This is a genomic window from Larkinella sp. C7, assembly GCF_006149005.1.
Classification (GTDB): Bacteria; Bacteroidota; Bacteroidia; order Cytophagales; family Spirosomataceae; genus Larkinella.
In genome coordinates, this window is record NZ_VBSL01000012.1 from 12,516 (window position 1) to 38,008 (window position 25,493).

At 49.2% G+C, this 25,493-nt stretch carries 29 protein-coding genes; 18 read left to right on the forward strand and 11 right to left on the reverse strand.

The window, feature by feature from the left end; translation table 11 throughout:
• The first annotated feature begins 68 nt into the window (after positions 1–68).
• Positions 69–1,928, forward strand: a complete 1,860-nt coding sequence (locus FH871_RS23725; protein WP_138993920.1) for an ABC transporter ATP-binding protein — start codon at positions 69–71, stop codon at positions 1,926–1,928.
• 36 nt (positions 1,929–1,964) lie between these two features.
• Here the strand turns inward: FH871_RS23725 and FH871_RS23730 are convergent, their stop codons facing one another.
• A complete protein-coding gene (locus FH871_RS23730; protein ID WP_138993921.1) occupies positions 1,965–3,929 on the reverse strand; it encodes a response regulator in 1,965 nt (654 codons plus the stop codon).
• 115 nt (positions 3,930–4,044) lie between these two features.
• A complete protein-coding gene (locus FH871_RS23735) occupies positions 4,045–4,434 on the reverse strand; it encodes a hypothetical protein (RefSeq protein ID WP_138993922.1) in 390 nt (129 codons plus the stop codon).
• Positions 4,435–4,670: 236 nt separating this feature from the next.
• Here FH871_RS23735 and FH871_RS23740 point away from each other — a divergent pair, with 236 nt between their 5' ends.
• Positions 4,671–5,276, forward strand: a complete 606-nt coding sequence (locus tag FH871_RS23740) for a DJ-1/PfpI family protein (protein ID WP_138993923.1) — start codon at positions 4,671–4,673, stop codon at positions 5,274–5,276.
• Between the two features lie 203 nt (positions 5,277–5,479).
• Here FH871_RS23740 and FH871_RS23745 read toward each other — a convergent pair whose 3' ends face one another.
• The 4 genes from FH871_RS23745 to FH871_RS23760 all read right to left on the reverse strand — a co-directional run bounded on the left by FH871_RS23745 (position 5,480) and on the right by FH871_RS23760 (position 9,148).
• Positions 5,480–5,884, reverse strand: coding sequence for a hypothetical protein (locus FH871_RS23745; protein ID WP_138993924.1), 405 nt, complete (start codon positions 5,882–5,884; stop codon positions 5,480–5,482).
• Positions 5,885–6,032: 148 nt separating this feature from the next.
• Positions 6,033–7,244, reverse strand: coding sequence for a chromate efflux transporter (gene chrA / locus FH871_RS23750; RefSeq protein WP_138993925.1), 1,212 nt, complete (start codon positions 7,242–7,244; stop codon positions 6,033–6,035).
• A gap of 108 nt (positions 7,245–7,352) precedes the next feature.
• The gene (locus FH871_RS23755; RefSeq protein WP_138993926.1) at positions 7,353–8,309 is read right to left on the reverse strand and encodes an isopenicillin N synthase family oxygenase; all 957 of its coding nucleotides are present in this window, start codon (positions 8,307–8,309) and stop codon (positions 7,353–7,355) included.
• Between the two features lie 128 nt (positions 8,310–8,437).
• A complete protein-coding gene (locus FH871_RS23760) occupies positions 8,438–9,148 on the reverse strand; it encodes a superoxide dismutase (protein WP_138993927.1) in 711 nt (236 codons plus the stop codon).
• 200 nt (positions 9,149–9,348) lie between these two features.
• Here FH871_RS23760 and FH871_RS23765 point away from each other — a divergent pair, with 200 nt between their 5' ends.
• Complete coding sequence (locus tag FH871_RS23765; protein WP_138993928.1) at positions 9,349–10,308, forward strand: c-type cytochrome; 960 nt, start codon at positions 9,349–9,351, stop codon at positions 10,306–10,308.
• On the opposite strand, the gene recR is transcribed toward FH871_RS23765, so the two are convergent.
• Both recR and FH871_RS23775 read right to left on the reverse strand, forming a co-directional pair.
• A complete protein-coding gene (recR, locus tag FH871_RS23770; protein ID WP_138993929.1) occupies positions 10,295–10,906 on the reverse strand; it encodes a recombination mediator RecR in 612 nt (203 codons plus the stop codon). The two genes, FH871_RS23765 and recR, sit on opposite strands and share 14 nt — an antisense overlap.
• Before the next feature lie 106 nt (positions 10,907–11,012).
• The gene (locus FH871_RS23775; protein WP_138993930.1) at positions 11,013–11,291 is read right to left on the reverse strand and encodes an ATP-dependent Clp protease adaptor ClpS; all 279 of its coding nucleotides are present in this window, start codon (positions 11,289–11,291) and stop codon (positions 11,013–11,015) included.
• A 133-nt stretch (positions 11,292–11,424) separates the two neighbouring features.
• Here FH871_RS23775 and FH871_RS23780 point away from each other — a divergent pair, with 133 nt between their 5' ends.
• A complete protein-coding gene (locus FH871_RS23780; RefSeq protein ID WP_138993931.1) occupies positions 11,425–12,888 on the forward strand; it encodes a sodium:solute symporter in 1,464 nt (487 codons plus the stop codon).
• Between the two features lie 122 nt (positions 12,889–13,010).
• Here the strand turns inward: FH871_RS23780 and FH871_RS23785 are convergent, their stop codons facing one another.
• Positions 13,011–14,357, reverse strand: a complete 1,347-nt coding sequence (locus FH871_RS23785; protein WP_229317538.1) for a D-arabinono-1,4-lactone oxidase — start codon at positions 14,355–14,357, stop codon at positions 13,011–13,013.
• Between the two features lie 226 nt (positions 14,358–14,583).
• Here FH871_RS23785 and FH871_RS23790 point away from each other — a divergent pair, with 226 nt between their 5' ends.
• The 3 genes from FH871_RS23790 to FH871_RS23800 all read left to right on the forward strand — a co-directional run bounded on the left by FH871_RS23790 (position 14,584) and on the right by FH871_RS23800 (position 15,600).
• Positions 14,584–14,766: a hypothetical protein gene (locus FH871_RS23790; RefSeq protein WP_138993932.1), complete on the forward strand. Its 183-nt coding sequence runs from the start codon at positions 14,584–14,586 to the stop codon at positions 14,764–14,766.
• 75 nt (positions 14,767–14,841) lie between these two features.
• Positions 14,842–15,123 (forward strand): hypothetical protein, encoded by a 282-nt coding sequence (locus FH871_RS23795; RefSeq protein ID WP_138993933.1) that lies wholly within the window; start codon positions 14,842–14,844, stop codon positions 15,121–15,123.
• A 132-nt stretch (positions 15,124–15,255) separates the two neighbouring features.
• Positions 15,256–15,600 carry a carboxymuconolactone decarboxylase family protein gene (locus FH871_RS23800; protein WP_138993934.1) on the forward strand — a complete coding sequence of 115 codons (345 nt, stop codon included), beginning with the start codon at positions 15,256–15,258 and terminating at the stop codon, positions 15,598–15,600.
• Between the two features lie 309 nt (positions 15,601–15,909).
• On the opposite strand, the gene FH871_RS23805 is transcribed toward FH871_RS23800, so the two are convergent.
• Positions 15,910–18,108 carry an NACHT domain-containing NTPase gene (locus tag FH871_RS23805; protein WP_138993935.1) on the reverse strand — a complete coding sequence of 733 codons (2,199 nt, stop codon included), beginning with the start codon at positions 18,106–18,108 and terminating at the stop codon, positions 15,910–15,912.
• A gap of 226 nt (positions 18,109–18,334) precedes the next feature.
• Entirely contained in the window at positions 18,335–18,667 is a 333-nt protein-coding gene (locus tag FH871_RS23810; protein WP_138993936.1) for a helix-turn-helix domain-containing protein, read from the reverse strand.
• A 160-nt stretch (positions 18,668–18,827) separates the two neighbouring features.
• Between FH871_RS23810 and FH871_RS23815 the strand changes: the two genes are divergently transcribed.
• From FH871_RS23815 to FH871_RS23855, 11 genes are all read left to right on the forward strand, one after another.
• Positions 18,828–19,046, forward strand: coding sequence for a hypothetical protein (locus FH871_RS23815; RefSeq protein ID WP_138993937.1), 219 nt, complete (start codon positions 18,828–18,830; stop codon positions 19,044–19,046).
• Positions 19,047–19,081: 35 nt separating this feature from the next.
• Complete coding sequence (locus FH871_RS23820; protein ID WP_138993938.1) at positions 19,082–19,381, forward strand: hypothetical protein; 300 nt, start codon at positions 19,082–19,084, stop codon at positions 19,379–19,381.
• A gap of 33 nt (positions 19,382–19,414) precedes the next feature.
• The gene (locus FH871_RS23825) at positions 19,415–19,651 is read left to right on the forward strand and encodes a hypothetical protein (RefSeq protein WP_138993939.1); all 237 of its coding nucleotides are present in this window, start codon (positions 19,415–19,417) and stop codon (positions 19,649–19,651) included.
• Positions 19,652–19,728: 77 nt separating this feature from the next.
• Positions 19,729–20,130 carry a hypothetical protein gene (locus FH871_RS23830; protein WP_138993940.1) on the forward strand — a complete coding sequence of 134 codons (402 nt, stop codon included), beginning with the start codon at positions 19,729–19,731 and terminating at the stop codon, positions 20,128–20,130.
• Positions 20,131–20,378: 248 nt separating this feature from the next.
• Positions 20,379–23,291 carry a hypothetical protein gene (locus FH871_RS23835; RefSeq protein WP_138993941.1) on the forward strand — a complete coding sequence of 971 codons (2,913 nt, stop codon included), beginning with the start codon at positions 20,379–20,381 and terminating at the stop codon, positions 23,289–23,291.
• A gap of 12 nt (positions 23,292–23,303) precedes the next feature.
• Positions 23,304–23,426: a hypothetical protein gene (locus FH871_RS34010; protein ID WP_255516962.1), complete on the forward strand. Its 123-nt coding sequence runs from the start codon at positions 23,304–23,306 to the stop codon at positions 23,424–23,426.
• A gap of 25 nt (positions 23,427–23,451) precedes the next feature.
• Positions 23,452–23,712 carry a hypothetical protein gene (locus FH871_RS23840; protein WP_138993942.1) on the forward strand — a complete coding sequence of 87 codons (261 nt, stop codon included), beginning with the start codon at positions 23,452–23,454 and terminating at the stop codon, positions 23,710–23,712.
• Between the two features lie 11 nt (positions 23,713–23,723).
• Positions 23,724–23,897: a hypothetical protein gene (locus FH871_RS33235; RefSeq protein ID WP_171062923.1), complete on the forward strand. Its 174-nt coding sequence runs from the start codon at positions 23,724–23,726 to the stop codon at positions 23,895–23,897.
• Positions 23,898–24,007: 110 nt separating this feature from the next.
• Positions 24,008–24,247 (forward strand): hypothetical protein, encoded by a 240-nt coding sequence (locus FH871_RS23845; RefSeq protein WP_138993943.1) that lies wholly within the window; start codon positions 24,008–24,010, stop codon positions 24,245–24,247.
• Positions 24,240–24,644, forward strand: coding sequence for a hypothetical protein (locus FH871_RS23850; RefSeq protein WP_138993944.1), 405 nt, complete (start codon positions 24,240–24,242; stop codon positions 24,642–24,644). Before FH871_RS23845 ends, FH871_RS23850 begins: the two co-directional genes overlap by 8 nt.
• 4 nt (positions 24,645–24,648) lie before the next feature.
• Complete coding sequence (locus tag FH871_RS23855) at positions 24,649–24,927, forward strand: hypothetical protein (RefSeq protein WP_138993945.1); 279 nt, start codon at positions 24,649–24,651, stop codon at positions 24,925–24,927.
• The last annotated feature ends 566 nt before the right edge of the window (positions 24,928–25,493 follow it).

Below are 25,493 nucleotides of genomic sequence, written 5' to 3' on the forward strand. Positions count from 1 at the left end.
AAAAAACCGTAAGGTACTCACTCCGGCTGTACGAAGAACCAATTTGGTGCGGGTAATGTATGTTTACTATGGCAAAAACTCCCACCCCAGACTTTCCCGGCCGCATCCAGAGCGAAAAAGGACAGGCTGAACTTTCCTGGAAAGACCGTTTTGCGGCACTTCGTAATTTGCCGGCCTTTTTTCGCATGATCTGGCAGGCGTCGCCCGGCCTGTTTCTCGGCAATGCGGCCGTGCGACTGGTTCGGGCGGCCATGCCAGCCCTGACGTTATACATTGGAAAGCTCATTATTGACGAAGTGATTCGGTTGTCGGGCCAAACCGGTGGCGATGCTGAATGGCTTTGGACGTTGGTCGGAACGGAGTTTGGTCTGGCCGTTTTATCAACGGCGTTGGGGCGGCTGACCAGCCTGCTCGACGGTTTGCTGGGCGATCTGGTCACCAACCGAACGTCTGTCCGGCTCATGGAACACGCAGCAACGCTCGATCTGGAGCAGTTTGAAGATGCTACTTTTTACGATAAACTCGAACGCGCCCGGCGACAAACCACGGGACGTTCCTTCCTGCTTTCCGGCGTTTTTGGGCAGGTGCAGGAACTGATTTCGGTGGGTTTTCTGGCGGCAGGCCTGGCGGTTTATAATCCGTGGCTGTTGCTTTTGCTGCTTCTGGCGGTTATTCCGGCTTTTATTGGCGACAATTATTTTAACCAGAAAAGCTACTCGCTTTCACGAAGCTGGACGCCCGAACGGCGCGAACTCGACTACCTGCGTTTTGTGGGAGCCAGTGATGAAACGGCGAAAGAGGTGAAAATCTTTGGCCTGTCGAACTTTCTGATCGACCGGTTTCGAAGCCTTTCGGGGCAGTATTACCTCAAAAACCGGGATCTGTCCATTCGGCGGGCGGGCTGGGGAACAGGGCTGACGATCATCGGAACCGTAGGATATTACAGTGCCTACATCTGGATTGTGGCGCGCGCGGTGAACGGTGGTATTTCCATTGGTGACCTGACTTTTCTGGCGGGTTCGTTCCGGCAGCTTCGTGGATCGATGGAGGGTATCCTGTTGCAGTTCAGTAGTTTGACGCAGGAAGCCGTGTATTTGCAGGATCTCTTTGATTTTTTTGAAATAAAACCGCTCATTCATTCGACGGAAAAACCGCTGGCCTTTCCATCGAAAATTCAAAAAGGGTTTGTGTTTGAGAACGTTGGTTTTAAGTATACTAATTCGGATCGCTGGGCACTTCATAACCTGAGTTTCACCTTGACACCCGGCGAAAAACTGGCGCTGGTTGGCGAAAATGGTGCCGGTAAAACAACGCTGGTGAAACTCCTGGCGCGGCTTTATGATCCGGCGGAGGGGCGGATTTTGCTCGATGGTCGCGACCTGCGCGACTATGATCTGATCGATCTGCGCCGGAACATCAGCGTGATTTTTCAGGACTATGTCCGCTTCAAAATGTCGGCAGGGGTTAACATCGCCGTGGGCGACATCGACGAACGAACCAACCAGCCCCGGATCGAAAACTCCGCCCAACGCAGCCTGGCTGACACCGTGATTGCCAAATTACCAGGCGGTTATGAACAACAACTCGGCCGTAGCTTCGGAAAAGGCGTGGAATTGTCGGGGGGCGAGTGGCAGAAAGTCGCGCTCGGTCGGGCTTACATGCGGGATGCCGAGGTCCTGATTCTGGATGAACCCACGGCGGCACTGGATGCCCGCGCCGAGTACGAAGTCTTTCAGCGGTTTGCCCGCCTGACGGAAGGGAAAACGGCGGTGATCATTTCCCACCGTTTTTCGACCGTCCGAATGGCCGACCGGATTCTGGTGCTGGAAAGCGGGCAGCTGCTGGAAATCGGTAGCCACACGGAGCTATTGGCAAAAGCAGGTCGGTATGCTGAACTGTTTCAATTACAGGCACGTGGGTATCAATAACTAAAGTTTCAGTATACTCTAATTGCGTTGAAACCGTTAGCCTTTACGGTATGAAGTTGGGGTTTGGTGGTAAAACTCCCGAAAGACTTTCGTAAAATAAGAGGGCGTTTCAAAACCCACCAGATAAGCGGTTTCGGCCGCACTGTGTCCCAGGCGTAGCAAATCAATGGCTTTGCGAAGGCGGTATTGCCGGATCAACTCCACCGGCGACAGATGGGTCAGGTTGTGAACCTTCAGGTAAAGGGCTTTTCGACTCATCGCCAGTTCGTCGGCCAGCCATTCAACACTCAGCGTCGAATCATCCAGATGCTGTTCGATGAGGGTGTATAACCGGCGCAAAAACTCGTCCCCAACGCTCAGGAGCGGGGTGGCGCTGTCGGGTTGGGCGAGTTGCTGCCGGTAATATTCCTGCAACCGCTGCTGGTGAATGAGCAAATTACGGAGTCGAAGCCGGAGTTCGCCCAGGTGAAAAGGCTTGGTGAGGTAGTCGTTCGCACCCAGCGTCAGCCCCCGAAGGCGGTGCGTTTCGTCGGCACTCGATGAGAGCAAAACAATGGCAATGTGGTCGGTGGCCGGATCGGCCTTTAATTTCTCAATCAAGCCGTGTCCGTCCAGGCGGGGCATCATTAAATCCGTGATAATGATGGCGGGAAGCTCTTCTTTCGCCAAAATCCAGCCTTCATAGCCATTGGCTGCCGACCGAACCCGGTAGGTCGTTGCCAGTTCGGCCACCATAAATTCCCGCAGTTCGGCGTTGTCTTCGACCACCAAGACCAGGGGAGGAAGGTCGGCAATTCCGGTCGGATTTTTACCGGGCGACTCCCCGGCGCGGGCGGGCAGGTCGATTGCAATCGAGGGTGCTTCCACCGGCGGAATGCCCTCCTCGCCATTCGTGCGGTGGATGGGCAATTCGAGCACGAATACTGTTCCCGACGGTTCAGTCCCCCCTTCAATCTGGCTCTCGACTTGAATGGTGCCGCCCAGCCGCAGGGTGAGCTCGCGCACCAGTGCCAGGCTGACGCCGGTGGTATCGTTGGCCCGAATGCGTTGGTTATCACCCTCGTAATACCGGTCGAAGACGTGGGGTAACTTGTGGGCAGTTATGCCGATACCGGTATCCCGGACGGCCAGACGCGCTCCGGCTGGCGTTTGGTGGAGTGAAACCGTGATGCCTCCGACGGACGTAAACCGAATGGCGTTGGTCAGCAGGTTGAACAGAATCGTTTCCCACTTGCCCGCATCGAAGCGGTAATTCCCAGCGGGCAAATCCGTTTCGTAGACCAGCGTAAGGTTCTTGACGTCCGTAGAGGGGCGAAACAAATCCACCAGTTGGCTCACAAAACCGGGTAAATCACCCACCTGTTCGACCAGTTCCATTTGCCGGGCTTCGAGTTGGTTGAGCGTCATCAACTGGTTGATGAGCCGCAGGATTTGTCGGGCGTTCCGGCGGACGGTGACCAGGGGCGGGTGGAGGTGATCCGGCAAGTCCCCGGTTTCCAGCAGTTTGTCGACCGGAGAAATGATCAACGAAAGCGGGGTGCGCAATTCGTGGGTAATGTTGGTGAAAAACCGCGTTTTCATTGCGTCGACGGCCTTCGATTCATGGGTTTCGCGCAACTGGTGAACATACCGGCTACTCTTTTCGATGGTGGTCGCAAGGTCTTCGAAATCGATGGGTTTGGTTAGAAAGTCGAAGGCGCCCCGGTTCATGGCGGTTCGGATTTTGGTCATGTCGCCGTAGGCCGTGAGGATGACCGCAGGCACCAGGGAATTGATCTCCTGAAGACGGGTTAACAGTGTTAGGCCGTCCATGCCGGGCATGTTCAGATCGGTCAGAATCAAGTCGATGTCTGGTTGCTGTTCCAGAATCAGGAGGGCCTGACGGCCGTCCCGGGCAAACACAAACTCGTAGGCTCTTTTCTGTATGGCCTGGCGAAAACGTTGCCGAAAAAGGGTTTCCAGATCGGCTTCATCATCTACCAGAAGTATTTTGGTCTTCATTGATCCGTGAGAGTAGGGGGGCTATAGTGGATAATGTAAAATGAGGAATGTTACATGTAAAGTATCGCTAAACCCGGCACTTTTACATTTAACATTCCTCATTTTACATTCGAAATTAAAGGTTATTGGTGCTTTTCAAAGCCCAATACACCAGTACAGGCTGGAAAAATAACCGTAAAAACCGCTTTTTATCCGTATCCAGGCCAAAAGCACTGCGTTTATTGGCGTATTGGGAAATGTTACCGGGAAAAATAGCCGTAAAAAATGAGGCCGCAGCTTTTCCGACGGTTTGTTCGTGCTTTTGCCCCGTAAATACCAGACTGCTGCCCAACGCAATTTCGGCCAAACCGGAATACAGCACTGTATCGTCTTTTTTTAAGGGTACCCAATCCGGAACCTGCGCCTTGAATTCTTTCCGGGCAAAAGTCAGATGGCTGATGCCGGCAAAGAGTAAACTGCCTCCTAATAAAATTCTGGCGGCTTTCCGTCCATTTTTTCCGTTCATAATTTTCAGTTTTTAGGTTTCAGAAGCGAGTTCCCGTAATGTACTCCATAATCGGGGTTATTGCGCTTTTTTGTAAGTAACCGGTTTATTCCTTGAAGGGTTTTGTTGTTCTGGATTAGTAACCTGTATGGTAGCCAGATGACAGAGCAACTGGTAAATGCAGGAATGTATCGCTTTCGGACATTTGGAACCATCCCGCAGGAATTCTAATTTTACCTGAACGCTTTTTTCTGCTTATGCGCACGGTTGCCATTCTCTTATTCAACGAAATCGAAGTACTCGATTTTGCCGGACCCTTCGAAGTCTTTGGCGTGGCCGGTCGGCACGACGATCCCAAACCATTCCGGGTGGTTACGGTGGCTGAACGCGGTCCGGTGTATGCCCGCAACGGCCTCAGCATCCATCCGACCTATCTGCTCAATGATCATCCGAAAGCCGATATCATCATTGTGCCGGGCGGAGGTGGTCAGCACGCCGACGGGACGCCCTACGGCTCCCGCCGTGAAATGGACAACCCGGCGGTGCTCAACTGGGTTCGTCGGACGGCCGCAACCGCCGAACTGGTTCTGTCGGTTTGTACCGGCTCTTTTATCCTGGGGAAAGCGGGTTTACTGGACGGTTTGGCCGCTACGACGCATTTCCTGGCGGTTGAAGGGATGCAAAAAGCGGCTCCGAATACGGAATTACGTCTTGCTGAACGGTATGTCGATAACGGCAGGATCATAACCTCGGCAGGAATCTCAGCCGGTATCGACATGTCGTTGTACGTCGTCGGGCGGTTACTGGGCAAAGCGGTTGCCGAGGAGACGGCCCGGTATATGCAGTATGACTACTGGAAGTGATGGCCACACAGGCGTTGTTTTTTGCCGGAACTCAATCACGACTGGGCTAACGGTCTGATGATTTCGGATACGACTTGTCGTTTGCGCTTTTCAAACTGGATGTAAGGAATCAAACATGCAGGAAAACGGCCAACCCTATACAGAGTCAGCCGTTCCGGGTGGATATAGTCAATCATTCGTAGTATTGGTTGGGGCGATGCGCTTTAGTTGAAAGCCACCAGGCGGGAAACCGGACCTGCTTGTTGTTGGGTGCCGAGGGTCAGTCCGTAGGTCGTGGTTTCGACGCCATTGGTGATGGCGATCTGGTAGATTCCGTCGGGCAGGGCACTGACGTCCAGCCGCAGCCGGGAAGCCTGGTGACGTTTTCCAAACTGCTGAACGAAGAATTCGGCACCGGCCTTGTTGGTGAGCCGAACCATCACGGAGCCACCGCTTTCTTTGTTTAAAGCAATCTGAACTTTTCCTTCCCGGGTGGTATAAATACTACTTTTAAAAGAAGATACGTTTTTGGGCCGGCCGATGGGTTTATGACTTTCAGCCAGAGAAGCAGAGACGGTAATCAACGTCAGGGTAAAGGCGACGAGCAGGGATTTGATAAGCGTTTTCATGGCGTGTGAAGTTTTGGTTTGGTTATCCGTTTTGGATAGATCAAAGGTCGGCTTCAATGCCCGAAAAGGCTGTCACAAATGGGTCAATCCCTGCTACTTTTGAGAAACCAGGCCGGAGGAGGCAAAAGGAAGGTCGGGAACCAGTGGTTTAAACCAGAAAACCGGCGAAAAGTCCCGTAACGATCAGCAGGTAGGGCGGTATTTTGGTATATTCCAGCAGTAAAATCGTGACGACTACCACGATAACCGACAGCCCGTTTTCGGCCATGGGTTGAAAAAGGGAGATGGCCGCCGATGCCGTGAGTCCCGTGCTGGCGGCATTGATTCCTTCCAGCGAAGCCCGAACGGCGCGGTACCGTTTCAGTTGATTCCAGAACCGGTAAACGAAGAAGATCAGGAACGTGCCGGGTAGGAAAATACCGGCGGTGGCTGCAAAACCGCCCAGCAGTTGACCGCTCAAACCGGCATCCCGCATAGACAACACCCCAATGTAGGAAGCAAACGAAAAAACCGGCCCCGGGGTAACCTGCACGATGGCCAGGCCCGACAGAAATTCCTGCCGGCTCAGGTAGTGCTTGAACTCGACGAACTCGTTGTAGAGCATGGGCGTCAGCACCTGGCCTCCGCCGAATACCAGACTGCCGTTGCGGTAAAAGTTTTCGAACAGGCGGAGGGGGAGCGATTTGGTGATGGCCCCCAGGGTTGCGGCAGCCAGCAGGACACCAATCCAGAGAAAAAAGTTGGCCCACTGGATATTAAACGGTGCTTTTTCCATCTTCTCGTGCTTTTTGTAGGCAAAAGCCGTGGCAAAACCGCCGGCCACGAGAACAACGGGCGTGATGTAGGGCGACGGAAAGGCGTAGGCGGTAAGAGCCGAGATGATGGCTAAAACCATACCCATCTGGTTGAGAATCACCTTTTTGGCAATCCGGTAGCCAGCCACGATTAGAAAGCCGACGGCCATGGGTTGAATAAACCGGGTGAAATTCAGCGAAATGGAGTTTTGCTGAACGTAATATATGCCAATGGCCACCAGCGTCATGATCATCACGCCCGGAAACGCCCAGACAATCAGCGTCAGGTAAGCCAGGTTGGGACCGCCGATTTTGAACCCCAGGGCCGTAACGGTTTGCGTGGACGTTGGGCCGGGCAGGATCTGACAAAGGGCGTTCAACTCCATCAATTCAGCTTCGGTCAGATAGCGTCGTTTGGCCACAAACCGGTCGAGCATCATTGCCAGGTGAATCTGGGGGCCACCAAAGGTTGTACAGGCCAGAATCAGGACGTCTTTCAGGAAAATAATATAGCGTATGCGCCTTACCGGTGCGATAGGAGAGAGCGTTGAGAGGTAAGAGGCCATACACGAAGGTCGTTATTCTGTCGTACCGTGAACCGGAAGACTACCGGCATAGGGCGGGTCACGGTACGACAAAAACAAGCGGGTAACTTGAACGAAAGATACCAGAATTTAACTCTTCTTCAAACCCAGTTCGCGTAAACGCTCATCCAGGAAAGCACCGGCGGTCATGTCTTCGTAAATCTTGGGGTTTTCGGTCGAAATGCAGCTTTCCAGTGATGTCAGATCCATGTCACCCCGGGGGTGCATGAAAAACGGAATCGAATACCGGGGGCTGTTCATTTTTTCGCGGGGCGGATTCACCACGCGGTGAATGGTCGATTTCAGTTTGTGGTTTGTCAGCCGGTCGAGCATGTCGCCGACGTTGACAATCACCTGATCGGGGAGGGCGGTAATCGGAATCCATTTGCCGTCGCGACGCAACACTTCCAGCCCCTCGGCGCTCGCACCCATCAGAAGCGTAATGAGGTTGATGTCGCCGTGCGCAGCCGCCCGAACCGCACCTTCCTGAACGAGATCCGGGTTCAGCGGGAAATAGTGAATGGCGCGCAGTATGCTGTCGCCGTGGTCCACTTTATCCTCAAAATAGTCTTCCGGCAGTTCGAGATACAGGGCAATGGCCCGCAGCAGCGTCCGGCCTGCATTTTCAAGGGTCTGGTAAGTAATGACCGTATTTTTTCGAAAATCCGGGAATTCGTCCGGGAAAACATTTTCCGGCATACCGTTAATGGGCTCCGGTTGTCCGACGTGGTAGAATTCCTTTAAATCAGCGACTTTAAAGCCTTTCGCCGTTTCTTTATTCTTGCCCACGTAACCGCGCTGCCCGTGCAGTTCCGGAAATTCGTATTTTTTCTTGGTCTCTTCATCGGCCGAAAAAAAATCTTTCACCGAACTGTAGAGATTGTCTGTCAATTCGTCGGTCAACCCGTGGTTTCGGATGGAGACAAAACCGATGTTGTTAAAAGCCGCTCCCAAATCCCGGACAAATTGGGCCTTTCGTTCCGGATCTCCGGACTTGAAATCGGCCAGATCCAACGACGGAATTTGGTCATAAAGAATGTCGCTCATGTTGTTGATGCCCTCCGTTTAGTCAATGCGCAAAGGTAGTAAAAAACGCAGTTGAGCCTACCGGTTTTTGGCAATGTATACTGTATACACGCTAAAAACCGGTAGGCTCAACTCCTCGGAACGCCCAGTTAGGCTTTCATGGCGGCATTATACAACTCGTTGACTTTCGCCCAGTTGACCACATTCCAGAAAGCGGCAATGTAATCGGGACGGCGGTTTTGGTATTTCAGGTAGTAGGCATGTTCCCAGACGTCGAGCCCCAGAATGGGGGTGCCTTTTTTCTCGGCCAGCGCCATCAGCGGGTTGTCCTGGTTAGGCGTAGAAACAATGTCGATGCTTTGTCCGTTGACAATCAGCCACGCCCAGCCGGAACCGAAACGACCCGTTGCCGCTTTGGCCCATTCTTCCTTGAACTTGTCGAAGGAACCATACTTTTTGGTGATGGCTTCGGCCAGATTGCCGGAAGGCTGTTTGCCGCCATTGGCGCCGAGAATGTTCCAGAAGAACGTGTGATTCCAGTGACCACCCCCGTTGTTCCGAATGGCCGCAGGGGTGCTGCTGTCTATCTTTTTCACCAGTTCGTCGATGGACATTGACGCCATTGCAGAACCGGCTACGGCTTTGTTCAGGTTATCGACATACGCTTTATGGTGTTTGCCGTGGTGAATTTCCATCGTTTGCTTGTCGATGTGCGGTTCCAGCGCACCCGAGTCAAAGGGGAGCGGAGCCAGTTTGAAGGGCCCTTCGGCCTGGAACGAGCCAGCAAAGGCCGACGACTGAAGGGCTTTCAGGGTGAGGACGCTTCCAAAGGCTACTTTTAAAAACTCACTGCGATTCATATCTAAATGGTTTGAGGTGAGAAACCCGGTTTGTTGAAAAACACGCCCGAATCGGCAATGTTTTCATGATTCGCAAAGAAAGCGACTTTTTTGCAACAAACGACACGGAATCCGGTTTCCGTTCGCTCAAGAGTGAGAGTCCGATGCGAATGAAAAAGGGGAAGTTTTGTAGTATTGCGGCACAGTAAACAACGCCTGAAATGAATCGTTTTTCGTTCCTGCTTCTGGCGGCCTTTTCGGTTGCCGTCAGTTGCTGCGTGAATCCCAGGGCCTACTCGCCGGCCACCGGTCGCATTCGAACCGTTACGCTCCCTACTTCAACCGCCCAGATCGAGCGCGGTCGTTATCTCGCCAACCACGTGGCGGTTTGTATGGATTGCCATTCCAAACGGGACTATTCCCGGCTGGCAGGTCCGGTTATGCCGGGAACGCTCGGGGGCGGAGGGGCAGAATTTGGTAAAAACTACGGGCTGCCAGGAACATACTACGCCAAAAACATTACGCCGTTTGCCCTGAAAAATTGGAGCGATACGGAGTTGTTGCTGGCGATGACGGCGGGCGTTTCGAAAAACGGAAAACCGCTGTTTCCGTTGATGCCCTACGCCAATTACGGGAAAATGGACGAAAGTGACGCCCGGTCGATTCTGGCTTATGTGCGAACGCTGGAGCCGGTGGAAAATACCGTACCCGAATCTAAACCCGCTGCACCGATCAAACTGGCGATGAAAATGATGCCGCACAAAGCCCGGTTTCAGACGATGCCCGTCGAGAAAACCGGCGTGGCATACGGAAAGTATCTGGTTACGATGGCCGGTTGCGCCGACTGCCACACGCGCCGGGGAATGGGCGGATTGACGAAAAAAGCCGCTTTTACGGGGGGGACGGAAATCGAACTGACGAATGGCGTTCTTCGGACGGCCAACATCACCCCCGATCCGGAAACCGGCATCGGAACCTGGACGAAAGCCACATTCATCGCCCGTTTTAAAGCCTACGACCCGGCTACGTTCAAAGCGCCCGAAGTGGGAGAAGGGTATGCCAGCGTCATGCCGTGGGCGATGTATGCCGGGATGTCGGAGCAGGATTTGGGGGCCATTTATGACTACCTGAAAACCGTAAAACCGGTAAAGAAAAAAGTGGACGTTTTTACTCGTAAGTAATCCGGCTCAGAATACTCCGGCCCAGGGTTACTTCATCGGCGTATTCGAGGTCACCGCCAATCGGGACTCCGCGGGCAATGGTGGAAATTTTAACAGAAAATCCTTTGAGTTTTTTCTGAAGGTAAAAAGCGGTTGTGTCGCCCTCCATCGTCGGGCTGAGGGCCAGAATGATTTCCTTGACCGTATCGCTGTCGGGGTTCCGGAGCCGCTCGACCAGCGATTCGATTTTCAGGTCACTGGGACCAACACCCTCGACGGGAGAGATGATGCCGCCCAGTACGTGGTACATGCCTTTGTACTGCGCCGTGTTTTCGATGGCGAGCACATCGCGGGTATCTTCCACCACGCAGATCAGCGAGCGGTCGCGTTTGTGGCTGGCGCAAATACCGCACAGGTCGTGGTCCGAGAGGTTGTGGCACTTCCGGCAGTGCTTCACCTTCGAACGCATGGCGATCAGGGTTTCCGCCAGACTTTTCGTTTGTTCTTCATCCCGCTTCAACAAGTGCAAAACCAGCCGGAGAGCGGTTTTTTTACCAATTCCCGGCAATTTGGATACCTCGTTGACCGCGTCTTCTATTAATTTGGAAGGAAACTCCAAGTTGAGTACGTTTTAAAATGAATAACGAATAATGAATAATGAATATCGAATAGCGAAGTCAGGATAAACCATTCAGCGTTCGCAATTCAACATTCCTTATTCGATATTATTTCAATACTTCAGCGGAAATGCCTCTCCGGCAGATTTCGTTTCGTTTGGGGACCAGTTCTTCCCACGAGCCATTTTTGACCCGGCATTTCCCTTTGTGATGGATGATGATGGTGCACTGTTCAGCCTGTTCGGCCGTGTGATCGCAGACATCGATCAGCGTGTCGATGACGTGATCGAACGTATTCACATCGTCATTGAAGACCACCAGATTATACAGGTCGGTGTCAACAACTTCTTCCAATACCTCGACGTCATTTTCTTCGAACGGTTGCATTACACGAATTTTCTTGTTTGTTTAGCAAATTTACGAAAATTTGGCCGCTTTTGCCACGCTTTATTCATCCGTGGAACAACAAAACCTCCAGAATTATAACCCATTGTTTACTTAAAAAGTTGCCCCACAAGGTATGAATCCCAACATCGCGTTAACGATTCTGATTGCTTATTTTGCCATGTTGATTACGGTTTCCTGGTATACTTCCCGAGGAGCCGATACCAATACTTTCTTTACCGCAAACCGACAGACTCCCTGGTATTTAGTTGCCTTCGCCATGATCGGCACCTCCCTCTCGGGGGTCACGTTTATTTCGGTGCCGGGCGCGGTTGGCAGCAAGGCGTTTTCATATTTTCAGGTGATTCTGGGTAACGTTGTCGGGTACTACATCATCGCGACGGTGTTGATGCCGTTATATTACCGGATGAACCTGATTTCGATTTACGGGTACCTGGAAAAACGATTTGGTTTCTGGTCGTACAAAACCGGGGCGGGTTTCTTTCTGCTGGCCCGGACGGTCGGATCGGCCATTCGGTTGTACATCGCGGCTGGCGTGTTGCAGATTGCCATCTTCGACAGCTTCGGGATTCCATTCGAAGTGTCGGTGGCCATCACCATTCTGCTGATCTGGCTCTATACGTTCAAAGGAGGGGTGAAAACCATCATCGTCACGGACACGCTCCAGACCACGTTTCTGGTCACGGCGGTGATTCTGACAATCATCCTGATTTCGAACGACCTGGGAATGGGCTTTGGCGAGATGGTGTCGACGATCACGAAAAGTGATTATTCCCAAATCTTTTTCTGGGACGCCAACGATCCGAAAAACTTCTTCAAGCAGTTCATTTCCGGTATTTTCATTGCCATTGTCATGACCGGGCTGGACCAGGACCTGATGCAGAAAAACCTGACCTGCAAGAACATTGGCGAAGCTCAGAAAAATATGTACTGGTTTACGGGAACGTTCTCCGTTGTCGTGTTTCTATTCCTGTCGCTGGGCGCTTTGCTGTATATCTACGCCACAACCAAAGGCATCGCGATTCCGACCAAAACCGACGATCTGTACCCGATGCTGGCCCTTAATCATTTTGGAATGGTGGTCGGCATTACCTTTCTCTTGGGCATTACAGCCGCCACCTACGCCAGTTCCGACTCTGCCCTGACCGCCCTGACCACATCGTTCTGCATCGACTTCATGAACGTGGAAGGCCGTCCGGAAACCGAGCGGGCGCGCATCAAACACTGGGTTCACATCGGTTTTTCGGTGCTGTTTTTTGTGGTCATCATCATCTTCAACCGCCTGAACAGTCAGGATGTGGTGACGGCGGTTTTCGATCTGGCGGGCTACACCTACGGCCCTTTGCTGGGCCTGTATGCCTTCGGATTATTTACGAACCGCCCCGTCCGCGATGGACTGGTACCGCTGATCTGCATCGCGTCCCCACTGTTGACGCTGTTTATCAACAACCATTCGGTCGAGTGGTTCAATGGCTACAAATTTGGCTTCGAACGGCTGGTTCTCAATGGCTTAATTACCTTCCTCGGCCTGTGGGCGGTTTCGCGGAAATGGACCGTGAATGATCCGGCTGCAGCGTAACCGGTTTAAAGTTTATGGACTCAAGTTTATGGTTGGCTGACGCATTCGGTGTTCGTTATTCAATATTCGCTATTTATAAATGCGTCAGCCAACCATGAAACCATACATTTTAAACCATAAATTCATTTCCCAAACAGATTCATATCCAGAAACGCGTTTCGGAATTTGCCTTTCGGGTCGTAGTCGGCCATGAGCTTTTTAAATTCGGGGAGTTTTTCGTACCGGGATTGCAGGGTGACAGGAGCAAGGGTGAAGAGTTTTCCCCAGTGGGGCCGGGCCTTGAAAGGAGCCAGCTCTTTTTCGATCATCGGCAACACCTTTTTGACCGACGCCCAATCCTGTTTCCAGGTAAAGTGAATGGCTACGGAAGCCTGTTTGTAACACGGACTCATCCAGAACGAATCCGCGTCGATGGTGCGGATTTCCGAAATCATCAGGTGCGGGCTGATGTGATCGCGCAGCCGCTCGACTGCCAGAATGGCTTCGACAGCATTCCGGGCGGGGACGAAATATTCCGATTGCAACTCCTTGCCGCTGCTGGGTGTGAACCCCATCCGGAAGTGGGGCAGTCGCTCGTACCAGGGACCGGCCACGCCCATCTGCGCGGTGCAGTTGACCGCAGACAGTTCAGCAATGGGGTGGAGGTTTTTTGTCGCCAGTTTGGCCCCGTAAAACTCCGGTTTGGCGGCTGCCGTTTTTCCTTTCTCGACGCGCTCTTTGAGCCAGACTTCATTCACCCGGTTTTTTTGCCAGTCCGTAAACAGACTTACGCTGTAGGCACTCGATTCGATGGCGTCAAAATGCTCTTTTAGCTGGGCCATTGGCAGATTCTCGTAGACGTACTGCCGCATCTGGAACGTCGGTTGGACGTCGAGGGTGATTTTGGTGACCACCCCCAGCCCGCCCAGGTGCACTACGGCCGCCCGAAACGCTTCACCGTCCTTCGCCCGCGACAACGTTCGGACCTCGCCATTCGCCAGAACCAGTTCCATAGCCGCTACCGCCGTCGCCAAATTGCCGTTCTTTACGCCTGAACCGTGGGTGGCCGTTGCGCAGGCTCCGGCAATGGAGATATGGGGCAGTGAAGCCAGGTTGTGTAAGGCAAATCCTTTGGCATCCAGGTAGGTAGCCAGATCGCCGTATTTCACGTTGGCATCGACGGTGACGGTTTTGGCTTTTGCATCGAGAGAAAGCACCTGGCTCATTTCTACCAGCGAGACGAACTGGGTGGTACTGTCGGCAATGCCGTTGAAGCAGTGGCGCGTGCCCAGCACCTTCATTTTTTCGTAGCCTTTGACCAGTTTCTGCACCTGTTGCAGCGATTTGGCCTGATCGAGCCGGGTGGTGCTGTATTGCAAATTGCCCGCCCAGTTCTTAAGTTTTTCATCCGCCATCCAGTTTGCCAGGGTTGAAAGTGAGGGTGTCGCCAGGAGAGACGACGACAGTTTGAGAAAGGTACGTTTTTTCACGGTGTCGGGTTTTAGGAGTCAGGAACAGGTCCTTTTTTGTCCGCATTTTCCGGCGGGACGTCTACAAAAGACAAGGTGCCGGTTTTCATACTGACCTGCCGATCGTGGGAATCATACCGTAAACTAACGTTCGGAACTAATCTGCCGAAACGGAAAATTCCGGGGCGGTATTCTGTGTATACTGGCAAAATTTTTGACCACTTTTGATCGACTAATCAACGAAACGATGAAAGTAACGATTGAAACGACTCCCAAAGAAATTGAGATTATTCAGACGACGCTAACCCGGCTGGTAAACGAACTGAAAGGCAAACCCGAGGTCCTGGCAAAATGGGGACTGAACCAGATCGATTTGGGCCGGATCGAGCGGTTTCGGGACACGATTCGCACCGCCCCGCTGACGGAATGAGCGCAGGTACCGAGTTACCCGAATGAAAATCAGCCGGTTGGTGTGACTTTCTGAGGAGCGTTCCGTCTTATGGGTATGAAAATACTCATGTTACTCATTTTGCTGATACCGGGACTTAAAGTACTGGATTATGCCTATGTGCATTCGATGGAGTTAGATTCCAAGCCGGATTCGGTAACAACAGCCGCTGCACCTGCTCATACCGATGTTTACCTGCACCCGCCAGCCGAACGCAACCGTGAGAAAAATGGCACAGTCTCGAAACCAGCAGACCGGGGCAGGTGGGTGACGAAAGGAGTGGTTGTATCGCTGGTCATTTTGCTCGCCGTTGGATTGGTCCGGGGACGATCGCGGTAAGCATCACCGGGTAGCCGGAAGTCAGGGATAGGTAATTTATATGAGAATTCGTTTGTTTTATTTACCTTGTCTTCACGTAATCAAGCGATTGTTGTCTTTTTACCGTGCATACTTCTATTTCCCTAAACCCCTATGGCCGAATACCAAACTCCGAAAGATCGTGCGTACACGAACATGCTTCTTTCGTCTGCTCCCAAAGAGTCTGCCGCCTTTTTAAACCTGAAATACACGGCGGAACGCAGCGACGGCGTTATTCCTGTCAAGTACCGGGAACTGATGTCGGTGGCCGTTGCGCTGACCACCCAGTGTGCTTACTGCATAGAATCCCACATTCAAAATGCCGTTGAAGCCGGTGCCACGCGCGAAGAAATTGCCGAAACCGTGTTCATAGCCGCTGCGATTCGTGCCGGCGGTGCCGTTGGAAACGGGCTAATGGCGATGCGGCTTTTTGATGAGGTCAGTGTGGGTAAGGAGTGAGTGGTTTTAATTTTTTGCAATCCACTAATCAACTAGACGAGCGAAAGTGGATAATACAAAAGCTCACCTATAAAAAATGCCATCTGTATTTAACGGATGGCATTTTTTATAAATATGTGGTCCCACCGGAATCTTAACTTTTTATGATTATCAGGTATTTACGGAAAAGTTAGGAATAGATTCGGAAAATTGATATTAAAGGTATGTATTGCCCATATTTAGATTATATGACCAATTATTTCTTATAATTGATAAAATTAGATGTATTTTAATAAGCCAGGTAGTAAAATAAATTCCAAAATATAATATTTAATCCGAATAACTTACTACTGGTAGTTTTTCAATTCTGATATAATATGGAGTGTTTAGGAGGTATTCTGCATTTAAATAGAACTGACTTGGAATATTTGGATTACTAGTATTAGAATCAATGTGGGCAGAGAATCTAACTTCATTTGTTAGTGAATTAAATACATCCATGTTGTAATTTTTAAATATATCATTAAAGCAAATATTGATATTGGTAAATTTGAAAATATTAATAATTGCTTGGCTTAATTTATCAACCATATTCCGATCTTTACCTTTTTTGAAATATTTAATAATACTGATGAAAAATAATATTCCCATCTTATCTTCAGTGAAATCAGGTTTTTCTAATTGTAATCGGAATATAAACGCAAGCCAGTAAGAGAATTGTAAAGAGTGTAAATATTGTAACAAATGATTTAAATATTCATTTGGGTTAGAAGACATGCAAACCACAATTGCCATTTCATTTGGTAATTTTGATATAATTTCCAAATGAGGATACCCAGGTAAATCTTTTATATATTTAGCGGTCAAATATTCCTGTAAGGATTTATGAGCAAATTTGTAACTATTATACCCAATTTTTATAAATATACCATTGTGACTTTCTATTTCTTTTGCAACATCAGGTGCCTGGTCCCGAGGTAGACCATAATTATAGCATATATCCTCATAACCTTCAATTAAATCATCGGTATCAAAATTTATCTTCTTAAATTTATAAGTAAGTATAAAAGATAAATGAGCTAAAAATTCTCTCACTCTATATAAATCTAGCATTGAGTAATTTGTAATTCTAGAGACTCGGGTTATTAATCGCTGATAATCCCATTTTTCAATAAGAAGATCAACCACTAAATTATAAACATATCTTGGCTTACTCGGAATATCTTTCCTTTTTTCATAAATAGCACATAAATAAGCTAAAGTTAAGGGTCGTATCGCTGTATCTGAAAAAGGAGCTGCTTTAATTTTTTCTATAAATTCTGTCGATATTTTTTCGTCAACTAGCCATTTTTTAGATAAAGATATTATTTGAGTTTCAGATAAAGGGCATATTTCAAAAGTTCTGCAATTATTTAGTTTACTATTAAATTCTCCATTTCTCGAGGTTATAATAAATTTAGAATAGTTCAATGAGAGAGAGAATTCTCCTAAATCTTTTTCAATTTGATTCTTTATATTTATATCAGGTATTTCGTCAAATCCTTCCAGTATAATCGCTAAATTGCAGTCATCAATGAATTTAACGAGAGCCATCTCAGCCTCTCGCCGAAAGTTTTTTATCGACTTATATAATTGATTGGTTATATTGTTTTTTAAGTGTTCACGATTGTCACGGATGGGTTTAATAATACTTTCGAGCCGGTTTATTTCAGTTTCGATTGATCTTATTTCTTCTGAAATTTGGTCTATTTTTTCTTTGTTTGGAAAGCGCTTCCAATTTTCTTCCTTTTTTTCTAATCTTTTTTTCTCTAATTTTTCTTTTTCTTTACGTAAAAGTTTGGCATATTGTTCATCAGATTCTAATGGAACTAAGTTATAGGTTTCTTTGGAAATTTCATCCTTATTTATCAGAGATTTAAGATTAGAAAGTGACAAGCCAAAGGTTTCCAGTAATATTTCAAAAAGCCCTGTATTAGCTTCATTTTTGTCATATGTCAACTCTCTAAATCTAATTACAATTGGAGTTAGAGAATCGATATTTTGATATTTATTCTTTAATAGGTTACCAAAAATATTCATCATTAATGTTGTTTTGCCTGCGCCAGGAGCACCATACAGCAATATATGTTTGTCTAATTTATTTATGAGGTTATTACTCTTAATTTTTTTTGTTTCATCATCAGGTTCAATATTTTCCCTAACTTGCGAAAGATAAATTTCAAGTTCAATGAAAATTTCTTTTAACTCTTTCGATTCATATAAGATGGATAAATTTATTTCATTACTCCAATTGTTGGACTTAACAATGTTATGGGCAATTCGCTCGATTATTATTTCTCTGGAAATAGTGTATTCAAGTTCGTTTAAATATAACGATCCATCTAACTGGAGTGTGTTTTTAGCTTTAGAGAAGTTTTCTTTAAAGTGAGATATAATTGATTCTCCTATTTTAGTAATTAAAAACTCTGCAATTATTTTAGGGAATTCGATCCCTTTTAATATATTGGCAATTTTATCTGGATTAATCATCTTGGAAATATTTTAGTTGCTTAGGCGTTTTTAGTTAAAATTTGGTTAATCTAATACCTTGGAATGATTCGATAAAAAATAACGAATATTGAATGTCTGGATGTCGCTTCATTATAAGCATTTGAATATGATGATTGGCATTTGACACCATATGTCAAAATGATATAAGTACTTGTACAATCAATTATAATTCAGTGGTATGAGTAAGAGCGCCCGGATGAGGGCTTCACTTCTGTTCTTCAATCTTCTCTTTTTGCTTCTGAAGTAATTGCCGTTGTAATTCAATTACTTCATCGGCTTTCATTACAACATAACCCGCAGGTGGTTCAAATGCTGCCTTGGTTTGATCACCATTTAGTAGAAAGTTTGGAGTAGTTTCTAATACCTCACAAAGCTTGTTTAGATCGCTTAAAGAAGGTTCGGCGCGGTCCTTTTCCCAATTTGATATTACGTTCCGGATATGTTTTCCTGATTTTCCAAGGGCAATTGCTAATTCCTCTTGGGACATATTTTTATCCTCACGTAACTTTTTCAGTCTTTGGCCAAAGGATTCTTTCAACGGAAATAATATTTTGCACAAAAAAATTGTGCATGAATTAATTTCGAATACATTTGCACAAGTATTTTGTGCAAAATAGAACTTACTTGGTAAATGTATGCCTAATCGCGACAAAATTCAACCGGATAATCAACCGATTGAGGGAACGGTTAATGAAACTATGTTGACGGTCGAATATTGGCGTGAACGGCTTACAGAAAAAGCCGCCCAGTTTTCCAGCATCCGTGAAATGTCTGATAAGATTGGTCTGCTTGACCTGGAATTTGCCGGTGTAAAGGGCTATTTCAAGGTTCAAAATGCCTGTGCGGGTCGGGCCAGCCTGAAGGTGACGGCTAAAGTGGTCCGGCTGATTGATCAGCTTCTGATGCCTGAAGCGTGAATTTATTGATGTTTAACCATATAACGTAGTGTAAAATGGAAGCAATTGCCACTCAAACGGCTCCGGCCGGGAATCCTGATTTCCAGGAATGCGTAAATGACTACTACAGCTTTGATTTCGAATTGCCGAAACAAAACCGGGAGGTTGTTCAGGCCCGGATTGAGCGGGTAGAAGCCTGTCGGAAGGTGTTGCAGGACGAAATGAGCCAGGTTATGAAACAGTCTTACGTGCCGTATCAGGCCAAAATTGAAAGCCGGGTTTGGCAAATTGCCCAACTGAATGATTACCTGGCTTCCTACGCCTACTACCTGGCTTACGGGCTTTTGGGCAAATAGCCCGATCGGTTTTGATGCTTAATCGACACTAAAATGCTACTTTCTGAGATTCTGCAAAAGTACGACAACGGGACACTGGCAAATGAATCGGACGCATCCTTGCTGAATGCCCAATCGGCCATCAACCTGTTGGTTTCTGGATTGACCAGCATCCAGAACGCCACCTTTCGGGTGACCGGGTTTAATAAGCCCGTCACGAAAAGCCGCCTTCTAAAAATCGCTGATTTCCTCACGAAAACACTCAATACCCGCTACGGGTGTAACGATTAATCACACCAATCCACATGCAATTTCTCGCTACGATTTGGCCGCGACTGCTGAAGGATTCAGCGTCAGCGGGTAAGGGAATGTCTGTTCAAAGCTTCTGCCTGACGCTTCAGGCCGACGAACTGTTGCTCCTGCAAGGGCTCCTGAATAACTGCATCATTGACTGGCTGATGGACATACGCGGGTCACGGTTGTCGCCGGTAGAAATGTACCACCTGGACGAAATAATCAGTTGGGAATCTGAGCCGGAAGACTACCGGGGGGCGGTTAATCTGGTGCTGACCAGCTTCCAGTTGTCGACGTTTCAGGAGTTGATTGCCGAACAGCAAATCAACTTCTATTGCCACCCGCAAAAAGGGTTTGAAGATTTGGAAAACGAAGAAGTCCGGGCGATGCTCTACCGCGTTAACGAAGCCGTCAAGGTCGGTTTTTGGGTGGTCGACTACCGGGATGTTTACGTCCTGTTTAGGCATATGGGTTAGGGTTAACATCGGGCCTTTGGCCGGTCGGTTGGCTGGCCAAAGCTTTTTCAAACGATTTAACCGCCCTATGGTATGTTCTATCTGACCAACGCAACGATCCGATCCGGCGAGTATAAGGGCCAACCGGTGGCCAGCATAATGGATAAACGATTCCTGATTCAGTACCGAAGCACTTGCCCGAATTTGAAGGGTCAGGAGCTATTGGACATCAATCAACGTATCCGTGAACTTCATCGCCTGACCCGCCCATGAGTACCCACCACATTGACTTAAAAGAACTGTTAGCCATTGATGGCGGCATTTCGTATATACTACATCGTTACCCGGACGCCCGGGAATCCGAAAATTCGAGCAAGCGGAAATTTAAGGTGCGACCAGAAAAAACGGCGTCGGCATCGATGAAACGAACCGACGACGGTATTTGGATCGTGACCGACTTTGGCGGGGACCAGAAAGGCCGGAATGCGGTGCAAATCGCCCAACTGGAAGACAACGCCGACTTTGTGACGGCCCTCCGGACGGTGGCCGCATTCTACAACTTTGCCGGGGTGTCGCGCCCGGATCACAAGCCCGGTTACAACAGTTGGACGGCCAAACCCGACGAAGCCGAAGGCAGTATGACGTTCGACTTCCGGGAGTTTGAATTGCATGACCTGAAGCACATCTTCAGCGTTAACGCCTGGAACGCCCTGGGAAGGGATGATGACGCCCGGACCAAAGCCGCGCTGCAACTCTGTAGCCATTATCACCTGAAATGCCTGAACTGGTACACGTATACCTCCAAGGGCATGACCCACCAATACACGTCAAACGAACAGTTCCCAATCTTTCTGTGGGATGAAGGCGACTGGAAGAAGCTTTACAAGCCGAAAGCCGAAAAACAATACCGGTTTCAGAGTTACGGCGTCCGACCGGAACATTTCATCCACGGCCTTCAGCAAGCCCAAAAGAAATACGCTGAATTACAGGCCAAAGAAGACAAAGACTACAACCCGGACGATCCGGACGCGGAAGAAAAACGGAAGGAGAAAAAACTACCGGAAATCATCCTGGTATCCGGCGGCTCCGATGCCCTGAATGTGGCCGCCCTGGGCTATCATGTGGTGTGGATGAACAGCGAAACCGCCCAACTGCGGCCGCAAGACTTTGTGGCCCTGGCCCGGATTGCCGATGCCGTATATAACCTACCCGACATCGATGCAACCGGTATTCGTCAGGCTCACGCGCTGGCGCTCGAATTCCTGTCGATCCGGACGATCTGGTTGCCGGAAGAACTGAAAAAGCACCTGGACGCCCGGGGCAATCCGTGCAAAGACGTCCGGGATTTTCTGAAGTATTTCCGGAAGTATGAGTTTGACGAACTCCGGAAAATTGCGGTTCCGTACCAGTTTTGGGACGAAGAAATTGTCCGGGATAAGGATGGGAACGTCAAATACGCGTTTGGAAAACCGGCGGTAAAGTACGTTTTTAACAACGTTCACGCCTATAACTTCCTGTATCGGAACGGCTACGCCCGGTTTCGGAGTCCGAAGGAAAAGGAGGGATTCAAGTTTGTGCGGGTGGAAAACAACGTAGTGGCCACCATCGAAACCAGTAACGTCAAAGACTTTATTCACGGTTTTCTGGAATCCCGGCGGCTTCCGATCGACCTGCGCAACACGATCTATCGGACGCCCCAATTGGGCGATACATCATTGGCCAACATTGGGATTTTCGACGGTGACTTTAAAACCTACGGCCCGGACTTTCAGTACCTGTTTTTCAAAAAAACGGCCTGGAAAATCACATCCGCCGGGATTGCCGAAGAAAAGGCCGGAACCATCGATAAGTACATATGGGATTCGAAGGTGATCCAGCACGACGCCAAATTGCTCCCGGATATGTTCCGGATCAGCAAAAACGAAGAAGGAACGTGGGACATTGACGTGATCGACAATTCCTGCCTGTTTTTCCGATTCCTGATTCAGACCTGCCGGATTCATTGGCGGAAAGAGTTGGAAGAACGATTAAACCTGTGTGAACTGCCGGAAAAGGCCCGGACGGAGTACGCCGAAAAATACGGTTTTTCGCCCGATGACCTGAGAGCCATGTTGAGCTACGACACGGCCGAACGACAGGAAGCTTACCGGCTGGAATCAAAATTCAGCATCGACGGCGGGTTGCTAATGCTGGAAGAAATTGCCGAACAGAAGCTTCATCTGATCAACCGAATCTTTGCCATCGGCTACGCCCTGCATCGGTATAAGAACCCGGCCAAACCCTGGGCGGTGTTTGCGATGGACAACAAGCTGTCGGAAGAAGGCGAAAGCCACGGCGGGGCCGGAAAAGGGCTGGTGGCCAAGGCGCTGTACAAGCTGGTGAACAAAGTACAGTTGGATGGACGGAACCCGAAGCTGACCGAAAACCCGCACGTCTTTGAAAACGTGGATGCCGACACGGATTTGATCCACGTCGAAGACGCCAATGAGTATCTGAACTTTGGTTTCTTTTTCGCGCCGTTGACGTCGGCCATGACCGTGAACCCCAAACAGAAGCGGTCGTTTGAAATCAGTTTTGAAGACAGCCCGAAGTTTTGGTTTGACACCAACTTTGGCGACCGCATGACGGACCCGAGTTCGCTCCGACGCAAGCTGTATACGGTTTTCGGCGACTATTACCACGAAAACAACGGTGATTACCGGGAAAGCCGGACGCCGACCGATGACTTTGGCAAATCGTTGTTTACGGATTTCAGCCCGGACGATTGGAACCTGTTTTACAACTTCATGGCCCAATGCCTTCGGTTTTATCTGTCGACGGACGAAAAGATCATGCCGCCGATGAATAACGTATCGAAACGGAATCTGATGTCGGAAATGGGCGACCACTTCCGGAATTGGGCGGATGTGTTCTTCAGCCCGGAATCGGGCCGGTTGGATAAGCTGGTGATCCGGGATGAAGCCTTCGAAGACTTCATTCGGGTGACCAAACTGAAAACCTACACGGCCCAACGCTTCAGCAAATCCCTCAAAGCCTGGGCAAGATTCAACGGCTATATCCTGAACCCGGACGAAATGAAGAACAGCCAGGGACGCATTATCCGGCGGCCGAACAATGAAGGCTCGAAGGAAATGATCTATGTCCGGACGCCCGGGAAAGCCATCAACGAAATCAACCTCTAAACCTTACCTGCCATGTTCAAAAACAAACTTATGACCTGGTTCGGGATCCTCGTAGTCGCTCTTTTTCTGCTGGCCAGCTTGGCAATTCCTGCCTTGCTCCGCTGGTGGAAAGCGGACGAACAGCCGGTAGAATAGTCAGGAATTCATAACTACTCGTTTTATGCACTACAGTCCGCCCCCGCATCGCTACAAAGCTGGCGATTTGATCCTGCACCCCATTTATGGAAAATGCATCATAGTGTATGTACTGGCCGGAACCTTCAATACCTACTGTCTGATCAGTCACGACGGGTTGCAGCTCAACACGACAGACTCGCATACGTACATGCGGAATACGGGCTTGGAGTATGATTACCGCGATTTCCGGCAAACTAAATTAGATTTTGTTGCGGGCGTTTTCGCTCCATACTTTAACCAATAACCGTCCCTTTAGTGAATACCTACACCGTGACTGCTTACATCGTTGAAAACAGCCGACGAAAACCGATTTCAACGATCACGGTTAAAGCCGCCAGCGCTTTTATTGCTGAGTATGCTTTTGCCGATAAACTGACAAAAGACAACATGCGGTTTGACTGCGTCGTGGCCACTCAAAAACTCGTTTGATCCTCTGTTTCCGGCAACCATTTATCAGGATTTTAATAAAACGTTTCAGGCTAGAAAAATAGTCCCGTAATTTTTCAATTGATGTTTAACCATAAAGAAGGAAGTGTTTTATGAAGAAGATTTTCAAAGTATTGTTGCTGGTGGCCGGGGTATGGCTGACGCTCCCGACGCTGTATTTATACGTCGCTTTTCCGATCATGGACGTGCTTGCCGACCAACTGGATGAACTGTCGTTGGTGGTGAATGTGGCTTTTATCGGCTTCTTTTCAACGCTCGTTGTGTGGGGCCTTTACCGCTTGTCCCTGTTGTTTACGAATCAACCCTATCAAAACGACGTCAAGCATGGATAAGATGGCCGAAACGCCGAAGGCGCTGATGGGCGCTACTCCGACTGTTGCGATGGGTGCAACCAAGAAAAAGAACCTGGTGGTGGCTTACCTGCTGGAAAACATGGCGCTGACGATGCTGACCGAAATCCGGCCGAACGGCCGGGCGGCTAAACTACTGGTCGACGCGGCCAGCGAAGCCCGGCGGCAATTGATGACGGCCCACACGCCGGACGAATTTGCCCCGATCCTGACGATGAAGAACGCGGCCGTGTTGATGGCCCGGAAACTGGCCGGGTGTGAGGATGTGGAAACGCTGAACACCTGTCTGCATTACATGGAGCAGTTGAACGAAGGCAAGGTGATGATTATGGAGGACGTTGCCGATCCGGAAGCTTACGGACTCAAACCCAATCGATAGCCTCATGGAAGCCACGGAAGACGTCAGGGAACGAACCGTTCCGTTGTATAGCTGGTGGAAAACGCCGGGGGACTATTACCGGGGCTTTGCCATCGTCAACAAGTTCGGAAGCAATGTCGGCGGCAAATACTGGACAACCCACCTGCTGTTGTTGGAATGGCAGGTGGAAACGCCCGTTACCCGATCCGTTGAAGACTTTTGGGATTTGGTCGACCGGGGGCAATTGATCGCCGTAGAGCCGGTTTGGCAACCAAGCCAGGGAATGTTTCCGGATGCTGGCTGATACCTATAATAAATACAAAACCACAACCGCTTTTGAAGGCCCGATTTCGGGCCTTTTTTGTTGCCTAGCCTTCCGGCTTTGGTTCCCTTCAACCCTCCGGCAAAAAACTTGCAGTTTTTTGTAACTTTGTAACCAAGCCCAATTTTACGGCTTATTAGTCTGGAAATCAGATGTTAAGAAGTTACAATTTTTTTGTATCAAAGTATACAAAGTTACAAAAAATAAAAAAATAGGCTTTTTGAGGGGAGCCGCCTTAAAGCGGTTTTCGGCGCTGATACAAAAAATTTTGGAATGGATACAGAATCAAAAATAATTTTGTAACATGCCAATCGACTGATAGACAGATAAATAAGGGTGCCGGTTACAACTGATACAAAGTTACAGGAATTTTCGCCCTCAGACCTGGGGCGTTTTGAGCCATCGACAGGCAGCAACGGCGACACGGCCCGGAACCGGCTATGACCAAAATACAATTCTTGCCGATGGCGGACGACAGTGGGGGATACGTCCAGGCAATTCGCCCAGCATGGTCTGACCTTCAGACCAGAATAGCAAAGGAACTCGAA

Excerpts from the sequence above, each read along its gene's own strand:
- FH871_RS23815 (WP_138993937.1), top strand. The coding sequence starts at position 18,828 with ATGTTGACGGTCGAATATTGGCGTGAACGGCTTACAGAAAAAGCCGCC.
- FH871_RS23740 (WP_138993923.1), top strand. The coding sequence starts at position 4,671 with ATGCGCACGGTTGCCATTCTCTTATTCAACGAAATCGAAGTACTCGAT.
- chrA (WP_138993925.1), bottom strand. The coding sequence starts at position 7,244 with ATGGCCTCTTACCTCTCAACGCTCTCTCCTATCGCACCGGTAAGGCGC.
- FH871_RS34010 (WP_255516962.1), top strand. The coding sequence starts at position 23,304 with ATGTTCAAAAACAAACTTATGACCTGGTTCGGGATCCTCGTAGTCGCT.
- FH871_RS23765 (WP_138993928.1), top strand. The coding sequence starts at position 9,349 with ATGAATCGTTTTTCGTTCCTGCTTCTGGCGGCCTTTTCGGTTGCCGTC.
- FH871_RS23775 (WP_138993930.1), bottom strand. The coding sequence starts at position 11,291 with ATGCAACCGTTCGAAGAAAATGACGTCGAGGTATTGGAAGAAGTTGTT.
- FH871_RS23830 (WP_138993940.1), top strand. The coding sequence starts at position 19,729 with ATGTCTGTTCAAAGCTTCTGCCTGACGCTTCAGGCCGACGAACTGTTG.
- FH871_RS23845 (WP_138993943.1), top strand. The coding sequence starts at position 24,008 with ATGAAGAAGATTTTCAAAGTATTGTTGCTGGTGGCCGGGGTATGGCTG.
- FH871_RS23780 (WP_138993931.1), top strand. The coding sequence starts at position 11,425 with ATGAATCCCAACATCGCGTTAACGATTCTGATTGCTTATTTTGCCATG.
- FH871_RS23735 (WP_138993922.1), bottom strand. The coding sequence starts at position 4,434 with ATGAACGGAAAAAATGGACGGAAAGCCGCCAGAATTTTATTAGGAGGC.
- FH871_RS23820 (WP_138993938.1), top strand. The coding sequence starts at position 19,082 with ATGGAAGCAATTGCCACTCAAACGGCTCCGGCCGGGAATCCTGATTTC.
- FH871_RS23855 (WP_138993945.1), top strand. The coding sequence starts at position 24,649 with ATGGAAGCCACGGAAGACGTCAGGGAACGAACCGTTCCGTTGTATAGC.
- FH871_RS23825 (WP_138993939.1), top strand. The coding sequence starts at position 19,415 with ATGCTACTTTCTGAGATTCTGCAAAAGTACGACAACGGGACACTGGCA.
- FH871_RS23730 (WP_138993921.1), bottom strand. The coding sequence starts at position 3,929 with ATGAAGACCAAAATACTTCTGGTAGATGATGAAGCCGATCTGGAAACC.
- FH871_RS23755 (WP_138993926.1), bottom strand. The coding sequence starts at position 8,309 with ATGAGCGACATTCTTTATGACCAAATTCCGTCGTTGGATCTGGCCGAT.
- FH871_RS23850 (WP_138993944.1), top strand. The coding sequence starts at position 24,240 with ATGGATAAGATGGCCGAAACGCCGAAGGCGCTGATGGGCGCTACTCCG.
- FH871_RS23800 (WP_138993934.1), top strand. The coding sequence starts at position 15,256 with ATGGCCGAATACCAAACTCCGAAAGATCGTGCGTACACGAACATGCTT.
- FH871_RS23745 (WP_138993924.1), bottom strand. The coding sequence starts at position 5,884 with ATGAAAACGCTTATCAAATCCCTGCTCGTCGCCTTTACCCTGACGTTG.
- FH871_RS23795 (WP_138993933.1), top strand. The coding sequence starts at position 14,842 with ATGAAAATACTCATGTTACTCATTTTGCTGATACCGGGACTTAAAGTA.
- FH871_RS23725 (WP_138993920.1), top strand. The coding sequence starts at position 69 with ATGGCAAAAACTCCCACCCCAGACTTTCCCGGCCGCATCCAGAGCGAA.
- FH871_RS23840 (WP_138993942.1), top strand. The coding sequence starts at position 23,452 with ATGCACTACAGTCCGCCCCCGCATCGCTACAAAGCTGGCGATTTGATC.
- FH871_RS23835 (WP_138993941.1), top strand. The coding sequence starts at position 20,379 with ATGAGTACCCACCACATTGACTTAAAAGAACTGTTAGCCATTGATGGC.
- FH871_RS23760 (WP_138993927.1), bottom strand. The coding sequence starts at position 9,148 with ATGAATCGCAGTGAGTTTTTAAAAGTAGCCTTTGGAAGCGTCCTCACC.
- FH871_RS23790 (WP_138993932.1), top strand. The coding sequence starts at position 14,584 with ATGAAAGTAACGATTGAAACGACTCCCAAAGAAATTGAGATTATTCAG.
- FH871_RS23805 (WP_138993935.1), bottom strand. The coding sequence starts at position 18,108 with ATGATTAATCCAGATAAAATTGCCAATATATTAAAAGGGATCGAATTC.